Here is a 12,766-nt window from a genome sequence, read left to right on the forward strand (position 1 = left end):
CACACCTCCCTCATGTAACCCCACACCCCCGTGCGGTTTCGGATTCTGCTGGGTAAATTGAATCCGCATGACCGCCGCACAAGCAGACCATGCACGTGCCCATAGCGATTTCCTGGAAATGCCGGAGGGACTGAAGCTCGACACTCCTCGCGTGGAGGACGGAGCCGCGATCTGGCGCATCGCCCGCGACTCCGGGACGCTCGACCTCAACTCCTCCTACGGCTACCTGCTGTGGTGCCGCGACTTCGCGGCCACCTCGGTCGTCGCCCGTGGCGACGGCGGCGAGCCCGTCGGTTTCATCACCGGCTATGTCCGCCCCGAGCAGCCCCGCACCCTCGTCGTCTGGCAGGTGGCCGTCGACGAAGCCGCGCGCGGTCGCGGCCTGGCGGCGGCGATGCTCGACGGGCTGACGCTCCGTGTCGCCGAGGACTCCGGCATCGACAGCATCGAGACCACGGTCACTCCGGACAACACACCCTCGAACCGCCTGTTCGCCTCCTACGTTCAGCGGCACTCGGCCGCCGTCGTCAAGGACGTGCTGTTCGACGCCGGGCTCTTCCCCGAGGACGGGCACGAGCCCGAGGTGCTGTACCGGATAGGCCCGGTCGTGTTTCCCGGCTCCGCACCGCGGCGCTGACGTACACGGCCATCACCCCCAGGGGCACGCCATCGGCGCCGTGCCCGCACCTCAACAGACTTCTCGCCTACCCCGCGTGATCCTTCACGCGACTCACTCCCAGGAGCAAGCTGTGACCATCACCCAGCCGGACCTCAGTGTCTTCGAGACCGTGGAGTCGGAGGTGCGCAGCTACTGCCGTGGCTGGCCGACGATCTTCGACCGGGCCCAGGGCGCGCACATGTACGACGAGGACGGCCACACCTACCTCGACTTCTTCGCCGGAGCCGGCACGCTCAACTACGGCCACAACAACCCCGTCCTCAAACGCGCTCTGCTCGACTACCTGGAGCGGGACGGCGTCGTGCACGGGCTGGACATGTCCACCAGCGCCAAGCGTGCCTTCCTGGAGACGTTCTCCGAGACGGTCCTCAGCCCGCGCGGCATGAACCACAAGGTGATGTTCCCCGGCCCGACCGGGACCAACGCCGTGGAGGCCGCGCTGAAGCTGGCCCGTAAGGTCAAGGGCCGCGAGTCGATCGTCTCGTTCACCAACGCCTTCCACGGCATGTCGCTGGGCTCGCTCGCCGTCACCGGCAACGCCTTCAAGCGCGCCGGAGCCGGCATCCCGCTGGTGCACGGCACGCCGATGCCGTTCGACGACTATCTCGACGGCGCCACCCCGGACTTCATCTGGTTCGAGCGCCTGCTGGAGGACCAGGGCTCGGGCCTCAACAAGCCCGCGGCCGTGATCGTGGAGACCGTGCAGGGCGAGGGCGGCATCAACGTCGCCCGCGCCTCCTGGCTGCGCGCGCTCGCCGACCTGTGCCAGCGGCACGACATGCTGCTGATCGTCGACGACATCCAGATGGGCTGCGGCCGTACGGGCCCCTTCTTCTCCTTCGAGGAGGCGGGCATCCAGCCGGACATCATCACGCTGTCCAAGTCCATCAGCGGCTACGGCATGCCGCTCGCGCTCACCCTGTTCAAGCCGGAGCTGGACATCTGGGAGCCGGGCGAGCACAACGGCACCTTCCGCGGCAACAACCCGGCCTTCGTGACGGCGACCGCGACGCTGCAGACCTACTGGGCCGACGGCCAGATGGAGAAGCAGACGCTCTCGCGCGGCGAGCAGGTCGAGTCCGCGCTGCGCGCCATCGCCGAGGAGCACACCTCCGACGTGGCCGACTTCCGTGGCCGCGGCCTGGTGTGGGGCCTGGAGTTCCACAACAAGGACCGTGCCAACGCCGTCGCCAAGCGCTGCTTCGAGCTGGGCATGCTGATCGAGACCTCCGGCCCCCAGAGCGAGGTCGTCAAGCTGCTGCCCTCGCTGACCATCAGCCCGGAGGAGCTCGACGAGGGCCTCCGCATCCTCGCCAGGGCGGTGCGCGAGACCGCCTGAGCGGCTGGCGGGTCACCGCGCGGTCGCCACCGCGCGCCAGGTGACCGCCCCACGAACTCGGCCCGCTCCGGTTGCTGCCGGGGCGGGCCGCGTCCGTAATGACAGACCCCTATGGGGTACACAGAGAGAAAGGCACCATCAGACCGTGATCGTTCGTTCCTTCAAGGACATCGAAGACACCGACCGCCACGTCAAGGCGGCTTCGGGCACCTGGGAAAGCAAGCGGATCGTGCTCGCCAAGGAGCGCGTGGGCTTCTCCCTGCACGAAACAACGCTCTACGCGGGCACGGAGACATCGATGTGGTACGCGAACCACATCGAAGCCGTACTCTGCGTGGAGGGCGAGGCCGAACTCACCAACGAAGAGACCGGTGAGAAGCACTGGATCTCTCCCGGCACGATGTACCTCCTCGACGGGCACGAGAAGCACACGATGCGCCCGAAGACCGACTTCCGGTGCGTGTGCGTCTTCAACCCGCCCGTCACGGGCCGGGAAGACCACGACGAGAACGGCGTCTACCCGCTGCTCACCGAGCCCGACGGGGACTGAGCCACAGTTCCAGCCGCGGCTACGGGCCAGTCCACTGGCCCGTTTTCGGCTGTTTCGCCCAATAGGACAGGGCCGTACGAGAGGAGAGGAAGGCACATCCATGACCACCGCACCCGAGCGCACCGCCGACCTGTACCCGACTCGCGGAACCACCGAGGTGGCGACTCCGCGTATGGACCCCGTTGTGTGGTCCGAACCGGGTGCTCCGGGGCCGATCGAGGCCGCGGATCTGGCGGGCTTCGAGCGGGACGGGTTCCTCGCGATCGACCAACTCGTCACACCTGACGAGGTGGACGCGTACCGCGCGGAACTGGAACGGCTCACCTCGGATCCGGAGATCCGCTCCGACGAACGCTCGATCGTCGAGCCGAAGTCAGGGGAGATCCGGTCCGTGTTCGAGGTGCACAAACTCAGCGAGGTCTTCGCCGAACTGGTGCGGGACCCGCGTGTCGTGGGCAGGGCACGGCAGATCCTGGGCTCGGACGTGTACGTCCACCAGTCCCGGATCAATGTGAAGCCGGGCTTCGGCGCCACGGGATTCTACTGGCACTCCGACTTCGAGACCTGGCACGCGGAGGACGGTCTGCCGCGTATGCGGACCGTGTCGGTCTCGATCGCGCTGACAGAGAACTACGACACCAACGGCGGCTTGATGATCATGCCGGGGTCGCACAAGACCTTCCTCGGCTGCTCCGGCGAGACGCCGAAGGACAACTACAAGAAGTCGCTTCAGATGCAGGACGCGGGGACTCCCTCGGACGAGTCCCTCACCAAGTTCGCCGAGGCGCACGGGATCCGGCTGTTCACCGGCAAGCCCGGCTCGGCGACCTGGTTCGACTGCAACTGCATGCACGGAAGCGGTGACAACATCACTCCGTACGCGCGGAGCAATGTCTTCATCGTCTTCAACAGCGTGGAGAACGAGGCGGTGGAACCCTTCGCAGCGCCCGTCCGGCGTCCCGAGTTCGTCGGGGCACGGGACTTCACCCCCGTGAAGTAGTGACGCGGCCGGCCCACTGACCGGGGGCGGGATCGCAGGGCGGTCCCGCCCCTTCGTCATGAGTCACCGTTCGCCGTTCGTCGCGAACCACCTGTCGTCGCGAACCATCTGTCGTCGCGAACCACAGATTGTCCTGAACCGCCGCGCCGCTGCTCTCGCACGGCCACGTTCACCGCACGGCCGCCAACGGCTATGCGGCGTCGAGCAGATCGAGCAGCAGGTCCACGTCGGCCTCCGTGTTGTAGAGGTGGAAGGCGGCGCGCAGGTTGCCGTCCCGCGCCGAGACCACGACACCGGCGTCCTGGAGCCGCGCCGACGCGGCCCCGAGCCCTGGCACGGCGGCGATGGCCGAATCCCCCGGCACCGCCTCGTATCCCTGGCCGATCCTGGCGACGCCCGCACGGAAGCGCGCGGCGAGCGCCCTGTCGTGGGCAGCGATGGCGTCCCTGCCCAGTTCCTCGACCAGTTGGAGCGACCGTACGGCGCCGAGGTACGGGAGGAAGGCGGGGCTCTCCTCGTAGCGCAGCGCGCCGGGCGCCAGCGTGCGGACGGTGCCGTAACACTCCGCCCAGCGGTCCTCCCCCGCGACCCAGCCCGCGTGCCGCGCCAGCAGTGCGCCCGACTCCTGTGCCTCTCGCGAGACGACCAGGAACGAGGTGCCGCGCGGGCACAGCAGCCACTTGTAGGCGCCGCAGACCACGTAGTCGTAGTCGTCGGCCGAGAACGGGAGCCAGCCCGCTGCCTGCGTCACATCCAGCAGCACCCGCGCTCCCGCGCCCCGCGCGGCCTCGCGGATCGCCGCCAGGTCGGCGACCCTGCCGTCGGCCGACTGCACCGCGCTGACCGCGACCAGCGCCGTCGTCGGCTCCACCGCCTCGGCCAGCGACTCCAGCGGGGCCGTACGCAGCTTGAGGTCGTCGCGCATGGCGAACGGATTGACGACGGAGCTGAAGTCGCCCTCGGCGACCAGGACTTCGGCGTCTGCGGGCAGCGAGGTGGCGACCAGTCCCGTGTGCGTCGAGACGGCGCTGCCCGTGGCCACGCGCTCCGGGGTCGTACCGGCGATCCGCGCGAAGGCGGACCGCACCTCGTCGACGGCGGCGAAGTAGGCGGGCTGGCGTATGTGTCCGGCCGCCATCCCGGCGACGGCCTCGCGTACGGCCTCGACCGTACGGGCGGGCAGCAGACCGTGCGAGGCGGTGTTGAGGTAGGTCAGTTCGGGCGCGAACTCGGCGGTGAGCAGGGCAGCATCCATGCCCCAAGTCTCATCCGGCGCACGGCGGTCCGTCCATCGCCTTACGCTTCCCAGCCCTGCAAGGAAGCCTTATCACCCCAGGTCACGCGGGACTTGAAGGCTCAGAGCGCGGCCAGGGACGGCCGCCGAGACGTTCGATGTCAGTGTTGAAGCGCCTCAGGTAGGAGGCGAAGGCCGCGATGTCCTCGTCGGGCCAGCCCACCAGGATCTGGTCCAGGGCGCGGATGATCCCCTCCCGTTCCTCGTCGAGCATCCGCTCGCCCTTGGCGGTGATACGGAATTTACGGGCCATTCCGCCCTCGGGGTCCGGGATGCGTTCCACCAGTCCTGACCGCATCGCCGCCGCCGTCTGCCGGTTGAGCGTGGAGGAGTCGAGCCCGAACGCCTCGCTCAGCTCGCCGATCGACATCGGACCCTCCACGTGGATCCGGCTGAGGAGGATGTAGGCGCTGCGCTCCAGCGCCCCGTCCTTGCGTCGCCCTCCTCGCTGGTGCATGAACGTATGGCGACTGAGCATCATCTGCTCGTATTCGACCTCGTGCGTCGGCCTGGCCATGTGCCCCGCCACCTCCCGCTTCCTGTGTACCGCCGAAGCATTGTGCCCGAAGGTCCGGCCTCCTCACCTTCTCATGCGTATGCATCGACCACACAATAGGCTCGATGCACATGATATGCATGATGCACATCGGCTGATCGGACCCGGCACGGCCGCACTCGGCACGAGTGCACTCGGTTCGGTCGCCCTCGGCCTGAACGCACCCAAGGAGTCCCCGGCATGAACGCCTCCCGGTCCCCGTCCCGCCCAGGCGGCGCCGTCGCCACGCTGGCGTTCGCCGGCATCACTGCGGCGATCATGCAGACACTGGTCACTCCGCTCATCGCGGAGCTGCCGAAGATCCTCAACACCGCGCCCTCGAACGCCGCTTGGGTGATCACCATCACGCTGCTCGTCTCGGCGGTCTGCGTACCGGTCTCCGGGCGGCTGGGCGATCTGCTCGGCAAGCGCAGGATGCTGCTCGTGTGCGCCGTGCCGCTGATGGGTGGCTCAGTGGTGTGCGCGCTCTCGTCCTCCGTCGGCCCCATGCTCGTCGGGCGCGGTCTGCAGGGCATGGGGATGGGCATGGTGCCGCTGGGCATAGCGCTGCTGCGGGACGTCGTACCCCCGGAGAAGCTCAGCTCCTCCATCGCGCTGGTCAGCGCGTCCATGGGCATCGGCGGTGGCCTCGGTCTGCCGATCGCCGCAGCCGTCGCGCAGTACACGAACTGGCGGGTGCTCTTCTGGGGTTCCGCCGTCCTGGCCGCTGCGGTCGCCGTACTGATCTGGTTCCTGATCCCCGACGTCCCGGCCGGCGCCAGGGGTCAGCGCTTCGATGTGCCCGGCGCGCTCGGCCTCGGCGCTGGGCTGGTCTGTCTGCTGCTCGCGGTCTCCAAGGGCGCCGACTGGGGCTGGAGTTCGGGCACCACGCTGGGCCTGTTCGCGGCCACCGTCGTGGTGCTGCCGGCCTGGGGACTGTGGGAGCTGCGCACGAAGGAGCCGCTGGTCGACCTGCGTACCGCGGCCCGTCCCCGCGTGCTGCTGACCAACATGGCCTCGGTCTTCGTCGGCTTCGGCATGTACGCGGGCATGCTGATCATGCCGCAGCTGCTGCAGTTTCCCGAGGCCACCGGCTACGGTCTTGGCCAGTCGATGCTGGCTGCCGGACTGTGGATGGCGCCGGGCGGCATCATGATGATGATCGTCTCCCCGCTCGGCGGGAAGCTCACCGACGCACGCGGCCCGAAGTTCACGCTGATCTGCGGCGTCCTGGTCATCGCGCTGGGCTACGGCCTGTCACTGGCGCTGATGGGCACCGCCTGGGGTCTGATGCTCGTCGGCATGGTGATCAACAGCGGTGTGGGCCTCGCCTACGGCTCGATGCCCGCGTTGATCATGGGTTCCGTACCGCTCTCCGAGACCGCGGCGGCCAACGGCTTCAACACGCTCATGCGTTCGCTCGGCACCTCGGTCGGCGCCGCCGTCGTCGGTGTCGTCCTCGCCCAGATGACCACCACGCTCGGCGGCCACAGCTTCACCTCCGAGAACGGCTTCCGCACCGGCCTGCTCATCGGCTGTGGTGTCGCCCTGGTCGCGGCGGCGATCGCGGCCGTCATCCCCGCCGGACGGCGCGCGAAGGCCGGGACGGAAGAAGAGGGCGACACCGGGGGAGAGACCGGCACGCCCGCGCTGACAGGCCAGTCCGAGGCGCGGGTCTGACGGCCGCGGCGCGGACGGGGCGCCGGCGGCGGGTCCCGCTTCCGGCATTCCGCTCCCAGCTCCCAGCTCCCAGCTCCCGACACACCTTCCGCGATGGGCGAGCCACAGGCACACATCCGCGCTGAACGAGCCCACGCCACATGTCCGCGCTCAGCGACCCCAACACCACCGCACGGCAACGCAGTCCGCAGAGCAGTCCACAGAGAGGAAGAGGCACGTCGATGTCCTCCCCCCACGGCGCAGCGGCACCCACCTCCGCCGCCTCGGCCACCGCCACCTCGGCCACAACCGCCGCTTCGGCCACCGCCACCAACACCTCAGCCACCGTCCCGCAGGAAGCTGGGTTCGACCCCGAAGCGCTGCGGGCCCGCTACCGCGCCGAGCGGGAGCGCCGGATACGGCCCGAGGGCAGCGCTCAATACCAGGGCGCCACCGGCCGGTTCGGGTACTACGACGAGGATCCGTACGCCGGGCCTGCTCCGTTCCGTGAGCCGCTGCATGACGCGGTCGACGTGCTGATCGTCGGCGGCGGTTTCGGCGGACTGCTCGCGGGTGCGCGGCTGCGGCAGGCCGGTGTCGAGTCCATCCGGGTCATCGAGAAGGGCGGCGACTTCGGCGGTACGTGGTACTGGAACCGGTACCCGGGCATCCACTGCGACATCGAGTCGTACATCTACATGCCGCTGCTGGAAGAGCTGGGCTACATCCCGAAGTGGCGGTACGCGCCGGGTGAGGAGATCCGGCAGCACGCGCGGGCGGTGGGCCGGGAGTTCGATCTGTACCGCGACGCCTGCTTCCAGACGCAGGCCACCGAACTGCGCTGGGACGAGGCCGCGTCGGAGTGGCTGGTGAGCACGGACCGGGGCGACCGCGTACGGGCACGGTACGTGGTGACGGCCAGCGGCACGCTGAGCCAGACCAAGCTCCCGGGCATTCCGGGGATCGAGACCTTCAGGGGACACACGTTCCACACCAGCCGCTGGGACTACGCCTACACAGGCGGTGACGCGGGCGGCGGCCTGCACAAGCTCGCGGACAAGCGTGTGGCCCTGATCGGCACGGGTGCGACCGCCATCCAGTGCGTACCCCATCTGGGCGCCGACGCACGGGAGTTGTACGTCTTCCAGCGCACCCCCTCCTCGGTCGACGCGCGCCGCAACCGGCCGACGGACCCCGAGTGGGCCGCCTCCCTGGCCCCGGGCTGGCAGCGGCGCCGCAGGGAGAACTTCCTCCGCCTCATCACCGGCGGCCGGGTCGAGGAGGACCTCGTCGACGACGGCTGGACCAGCAGCGCCCGCCTCCAGCAGAAGCTGATCCCGAGCGACAGCTACCGTGACATGGCGCCCGAGGAGCGGGAACGGGCCTATGAGCTGGCCGACTTCCAGAAGATGAACGAGATCAGGGAGCGGGTCGAGGCACTCGTCACCGACCCGGAAACGGCCGAGAAGCTCAAGCCCTGGTACCGCTACATGTGCAAGCGGCCCACGTTCAGCGACAGTTACCTCCAGACCTTCAACCGGCCCAACGTCACCCTGGTCGACACCGCCGACAGCCACGGCGTGGAGAGGATCACGGAGAACGCCGTCGTCGTGGGCGGCACCGCGTACGAGGTCGACTGCGTCATCTTCGCCACCGGCTTCGATGTCGGTGTCTCGGGGGTCACCTCGGGGCGTCTCCCCGTACACGGCAGGGACGGTCTCACCCTCACCGAGGCGTGGAAGCACGGCCCCCGCACCCTCCACGGCTTCTGCACACACGGCTTCCCCAACCTCTTCCAGCTCGGGCCCGTACAGAACGCCAGCTCTGTCAACTACCTTCACGTGCTGGACGAGCAGGCGACCCATGTCGCGGAGGTCGTGGCCGAGGCGCGCAGGACAGGGGCCAGGTATGTGGAGCCCACGGCACAGGCCGAGGCCGACTGGGTCACGACGATCCGGGAGAAGGCAGCCGACCTGTACCGGTTCCACGCCGAGTGCACGCCCGGCTACTACAACAACGAGGGCAGGCCCAGGCAGCGCAGCGAGTCCTACGGGGACGGGCCCGTCGCCTTCCACTCCCTGCTGCGCGAGTGGCGTGCCGACGGCGGCATGCGCGACGTCCTCGTCGATCCCGTCCGTACGGGACGAGGCGGGGTCTGAGCGTGGAGGAGGCAGCGAAGGACCACCCCAGCCGCTACGGGCCCGCTTCGGCTCCGCTCTCCCGTACCCGCTGGGACATCCGCAGGCTCAACGCGCCCAATCCGCTGTGGGGTTCGAACGGGGTCGCGTTCGGGCCCGACGGGCGGCTGTACGCGGCGCAGTTCCTGGCGGGCGTGATCAGCGCGGTGGACACCGCCACGGGAGAGACCGAGGTGGTGGTGCCGGGGGACGGGCCGGTGCAGTCACCCGACGACCTCGCCTTCGGCGCCGACGGGTCCATGTACATCGCGGACCTGGTGCCGGGGCGCGTGTGGCGCCGCAGCCCCGAGGGCGCGTACACGCTGGTGTCCGACCAGGTGAAGGTGCCCAACGGCATCACCTGTGTCGGGGACCGGCTCTTCGTCAACGAGATGAGGATGAACGGCAGGCTGCTGGAGCTGTTCCCCGGCGGCGGCGAACCGGTGGTGCTCACCGAGGGCCTGGCGCTGGGCAACGCGATGCAGCTCGGGCCCGACGGGCGGCTGTACTACCCGCACATGGTGACCGGCGAGATCTGGTGCGTGCCTCCCGACGGCGGGGACCCGGAGCTGGTCGCGCGCGATGTGCACGAACCGGTCGCCGTCCGCTTCGACCAGGGCGGCGCCCTGCTGGTGCTGTCCCGGGGGCAGGCCGGCCTGGTGACCCGTGTGGATCTGTACGGGACCGGCTCCAGGACCGTACTGACCAGCGGTCTCGCCGGGTTGGACAACGCGGCGTTCGACGCGGAGAACCGGATGTTCGTCTCCAGCTTCGCCAGCGGCGGTGTCACCGAGCTGCACCCCGACGGCCGGACGCGGGAGATCGTGCCCCGTGGCCTCGACGGCCCGTTCGGGGTGACCGTCGACCTGGCGGGCACGGTGCACGCGGCCGACCACTACCGGCTCGCGGCGGCCGACCGCCCGGCGGGCAGCACGGACGACGGGGCGGCGGGCGGGGCTGACGGCGGGCGGCGCACGCGCTGCGGCCGTTCACCCATGGCGTCGCAGCCGACGGCCGGCTGCTGCATCTCACGTCGCAGTACGGCGAGGTGCGGACCTACGACACCGAGAGCGGGTCGACCCGCGTACGCGCGAGTGGGCTGCGGCAGCCCGCCGGCGTCTCCGTAGGCCCCCAAGGAGCGCTGGCCGTCGCCGAGACGGGTGCCGGCCGTGTGCTCGCGCTCGAAGCGGACGACACCGTCACCGTGCTCGCCGAGGGACTTGAGCATCCCGTGGACGTGGCACACGACGCCGCGGGCCGCTGCTACGTGAGCGACGACCGGCTCGGTGCGGTGCTCAGGATCGAGGACGGGCACGCGGTCACCCTCGCCGACGGGCTCGAAGCGCCGCAGGGCCTCGCGGTGTTGGGCGACGAGGTGTTCACGGTGGAGACCGGCGCACGGCGGCTGCTGGCGCTCTCGCTCACCACGGGAGAGCGCAGGACCGACGCCGAGAACCTGGCCGTGGGGCCACCCCCGGGCACGGGCCACCGCACCCAGCCGGCGCTGTTCACCCACGGCATGCCCGGTGTGCCGGTCCCGTTCGCCGGTCTCAGCGCGGCTCCCGACGGCTCCCTGCTCCTCTCGGCCAACGGGGAGGGGACCGTACTGCGCCTCTCGCCCCGGAACACGGGAGCGCCCCGGAACACAGAGGTGCCCAGGAACACAGAGGCGGCTCGCGCTGACCCGCGCACACAACGCACAACGGAGAGGCAGAAGTCATGACGAGCACAGGTATGGCAGGACGCGGCGTCGTCGTCACCGGGGCAGCTTCCGGTATCGGACGGGCCACGGCCCTGATGTTCGCGCGGGAACACGCCAGGGTCCTGGTCGCCGACCTCGACACGGCCGGAGCGCGGAAGGTCGCCGACGAGATCGAGTCGGGCGGGGGCACGGCCCTCGCCGTCGGGGGCGACCTGAGCGAGCAGCACGTGGTGGACACGGTGGTCGAGCGGGCCGTCGAGACCTTCGGGGCGCTGGACGTCCTGGTGAACAACGCCGGGGTCATGGACCGTATGTCGGCGCTCGGGGAGACCGAGGACGCCGAGTGGGAGCGCGTCATCCGCGTCAACCTCACGGCGCCCTTCCAGCTGACCCGTGCGGCGCTGCCCCACATGCTGGCCGCGGGGCGTGGCTCGATCGTCTTCACCGCCTCCGAGGCGAGCCTGCGGGGCGGCGCCGCCGGTGCCGCCTACACCGCCTCCAAGCACGGCGTGGCCGGCCTGGTCAAAAGCCTCGCGGTCACCTACCGCAAGCAGGGCATACGGGCCAACGCGATAGCTCCGGGCCCCACCCGCACCGGCATCCAGGTCGACGCGGACCCGGAAGCTCAAGGGCCGCCCCTGATCGGCCAGTTGATCGGCGCGACCATCGGACGGCTGGGCAGCGCCGAGGAACAGGCGGCTGCCGTGCTCTTCCTGGCCTCCGACGCCGCGGCGTTCGTCAACGGCGCCATCCTCCCGGTCGACGACGGCTGGTCAGCCGTCTGACCCGACGCCGGCCCACTGTGCGCCCGGTGCCGAGGACATGGGCCGGCCTTCCGGCACCGGGCCCGCACCCGGGTGCGGGTGCGGGCCCGCACCACGCCTAGCGCCGGACGTCTTCCTCCCCTTGGCTGGAGACCGTTTCCCTCAGCCATGCCCTGAAGCGCTGGAACCCGGCGTCGCGCGTGAGCGCGGGAGGCCACTGCAGGAAGTAGCCCCGGCCCGGCACCGTGACCACGGGGCCCACTTCGCGCAGCAGTCCGCGCCGCAGGTGATCACCCATGAGCGTGCGCCAGCTCAGCAGCACGCCGTTGCCGCTGATGGCGAGCGGGACCGCGCTCCCGTACGTCGGGTAGACGACGGTGTGGGCTGGAGCGGTGTGGGCCAGCCCGTTCCCGGCGAACCACGAGGCCCAGTCCTGCCAGCTCCGGCCTGTCTGGTCCACGTGCAGCAGGGGCGCGGAGAGCAGAGCTTCGGCCTCGGAGCGCGGTGTGAGGCCCAGCCTGCCGGCCAGCTCGGGCGAGGCGACAGGGACCACCGCCTCGGTGACCAGCTGCTCCGAGCGCAACCCGGGCGAGGGGCCGTCTCCGAACCGCACGCTCACATCGTGGTCGATGTCGGCGGGCTCGTGCTCGGAGTCGAAGATGGTGAGTTGTACGTCCGTCGGTGCCACCGCGGCCCGCATGTCCGCCAGGCGCGGCACGAACCAGCTCTCGGCAACCGACGGCTGTACCGCGACGCGCAACTGGTCGGCGCGCCCCCGCAGCCGGGACAGCCGGGCCTCCAGGATGTCGAACGCCTCGGTGACGGTCTGGTGGAGCAACGCACCGTCACGTGTCATCCGCGACCGGTTGGTCCCCCGCTCGAAGAGCCCCGTACGCAACGAGCCTTCCAGCGCCTTCATCTGCTTGGAGACCGCGGGCTGGGACATGCCCAGCTCGGCGGCTGCGGCGGTGAAGCTGCCCAGACGCCCCACCGCTTCGAGAACGACGAGCCGCTGCAGCTGTCGGACATCGCGGACCAGCAGGCGCACAGCACCCTCCCATCTGACG

At 70.0% G+C, this 12,766-nt stretch carries 10 protein-coding genes and 1 pseudogene; 8 read left to right on the plus strand and 3 right to left on the minus strand.

Annotation, left to right across the window (positions count from 1 at the left end; genetic code table 11):
- Positions 1 to 118: 118 nt before the first annotated feature.
- From ectA to thpD, 4 genes are all read left to right on the plus strand, one after another.
- Positions 119 to 637, plus strand: a complete 519-nt coding sequence (ectA, locus tag NMN56_RS14110; protein WP_274044793.1) for a diaminobutyrate acetyltransferase — start codon at positions 119 to 121, stop codon at positions 635 to 637.
- A 112-nt stretch (positions 638 to 749) separates the two neighbouring features.
- Positions 750 to 2,018, plus strand: a complete 1,269-nt coding sequence (gene ectB, locus NMN56_RS14115) for a diaminobutyrate--2-oxoglutarate transaminase (protein ID WP_274044636.1) — start codon at positions 750 to 752, stop codon at positions 2,016 to 2,018.
- 145 nt (positions 2,019 to 2,163) lie between these two features.
- Positions 2,164 to 2,568 (plus strand): ectoine synthase, encoded by a 405-nt coding sequence (locus NMN56_RS14120; protein WP_274044637.1) that lies wholly within the window; start codon positions 2,164 to 2,166, stop codon positions 2,566 to 2,568.
- Positions 2,569 to 2,668: 100 nt separating this feature from the next.
- The gene (gene thpD, locus NMN56_RS14125) at positions 2,669 to 3,568 is read left to right on the plus strand and encodes an ectoine hydroxylase (protein ID WP_274044638.1); all 900 of its coding nucleotides are present in this window, start codon (positions 2,669 to 2,671) and stop codon (positions 3,566 to 3,568) included.
- 190 nt (positions 3,569 to 3,758) lie between these two features.
- Here thpD and NMN56_RS14130 read toward each other — a convergent pair whose 3' ends face one another.
- On the minus strand, positions 3,759 to 4,823 hold the full coding sequence (locus NMN56_RS14130) for an aminotransferase class V-fold PLP-dependent enzyme (protein WP_274044639.1): 1,065 nt from the start codon (positions 4,821 to 4,823) through the stop codon (positions 3,759 to 3,761).
- A gap of 82 nt (positions 4,824 to 4,905) precedes the next feature.
- Positions 4,906 to 5,379 (minus strand): MarR family winged helix-turn-helix transcriptional regulator, encoded by a 474-nt coding sequence (locus tag NMN56_RS14135; RefSeq protein WP_274044640.1) that lies wholly within the window; start codon positions 5,377 to 5,379, stop codon positions 4,906 to 4,908.
- Between the two features lie 219 nt (positions 5,380 to 5,598).
- Between NMN56_RS14135 and NMN56_RS14140 the strand changes: the two genes are divergently transcribed.
- The 4 genes and pseudogenes from NMN56_RS14140 to NMN56_RS14155 all read left to right on the plus strand — a co-directional run bounded on the left by NMN56_RS14140 (position 5,599) and on the right by NMN56_RS14155 (position 11,720).
- Positions 5,599 to 7,077: an MFS transporter gene (locus NMN56_RS14140; protein WP_274044641.1), complete on the plus strand. Its 1,479-nt coding sequence runs from the start codon at positions 5,599 to 5,601 to the stop codon at positions 7,075 to 7,077.
- 221 nt (positions 7,078 to 7,298) lie between these two features.
- Complete coding sequence (locus NMN56_RS14145; RefSeq protein WP_274044642.1) at positions 7,299 to 9,215, plus strand: flavin-containing monooxygenase; 1,917 nt, start codon at positions 7,299 to 7,301, stop codon at positions 9,213 to 9,215.
- A 77-nt stretch (positions 9,216 to 9,292) separates the two neighbouring features.
- Positions 9,293 to 10,956 (plus strand): annotated as a pseudogene (locus tag NMN56_RS14150) (hypothetical protein).
- Positions 10,953 to 11,720 carry an SDR family NAD(P)-dependent oxidoreductase gene (locus NMN56_RS14155; RefSeq protein ID WP_274044643.1) on the plus strand — a complete coding sequence of 256 codons (768 nt, stop codon included), beginning with the start codon at positions 10,953 to 10,955 and terminating at the stop codon, positions 11,718 to 11,720. The pseudogene NMN56_RS14150 and the gene NMN56_RS14155 overlap by 4 nt, the downstream one beginning before the upstream one ends.
- Positions 11,721 to 11,817: 97 nt before the next feature.
- Here NMN56_RS14155 and NMN56_RS14160 read toward each other — a convergent pair whose 3' ends face one another.
- Positions 11,818 to 12,747 (minus strand): LysR substrate-binding domain-containing protein, encoded by a 930-nt coding sequence (locus NMN56_RS14160; protein ID WP_274044644.1) that lies wholly within the window; start codon positions 12,745 to 12,747, stop codon positions 11,818 to 11,820.
- Positions 12,748 to 12,766 lie beyond the last annotated feature (19 nt).

The sequence above is a fragment of the Streptomyces iconiensis genome (assembly GCF_028657195.3).
Taxonomy (GTDB): domain Bacteria; phylum Actinomycetota; class Actinomycetes; order Streptomycetales; family Streptomycetaceae; genus Streptomyces; species Streptomyces iconiensis.

Coding starts and splice junctions, on each gene's coding strand:
- ectA (WP_274044793.1), top strand. CDS start 119: ATGCCGGAGGGACTGAAGCTCGACACTCCTCGCGTGGAGGACGGAGCC.
- thpD (WP_274044638.1), top strand. CDS start 2,669: ATGACCACCGCACCCGAGCGCACCGCCGACCTGTACCCGACTCGCGGA.
- NMN56_RS14155 (WP_274044643.1), top strand. CDS start 10,953: ATGACGAGCACAGGTATGGCAGGACGCGGCGTCGTCGTCACCGGGGCA.
- NMN56_RS14145 (WP_274044642.1), top strand. CDS start 7,299: ATGTCCTCCCCCCACGGCGCAGCGGCACCCACCTCCGCCGCCTCGGCC.
- NMN56_RS14130 (WP_274044639.1), bottom strand. CDS start 4,823: ATGGATGCTGCCCTGCTCACCGCCGAGTTCGCGCCCGAACTGACCTAC.
- NMN56_RS14140 (WP_274044641.1), top strand. CDS start 5,599: ATGAACGCCTCCCGGTCCCCGTCCCGCCCAGGCGGCGCCGTCGCCACG.
- NMN56_RS14135 (WP_274044640.1), bottom strand. CDS start 5,379: ATGGCCAGGCCGACGCACGAGGTCGAATACGAGCAGATGATGCTCAGT.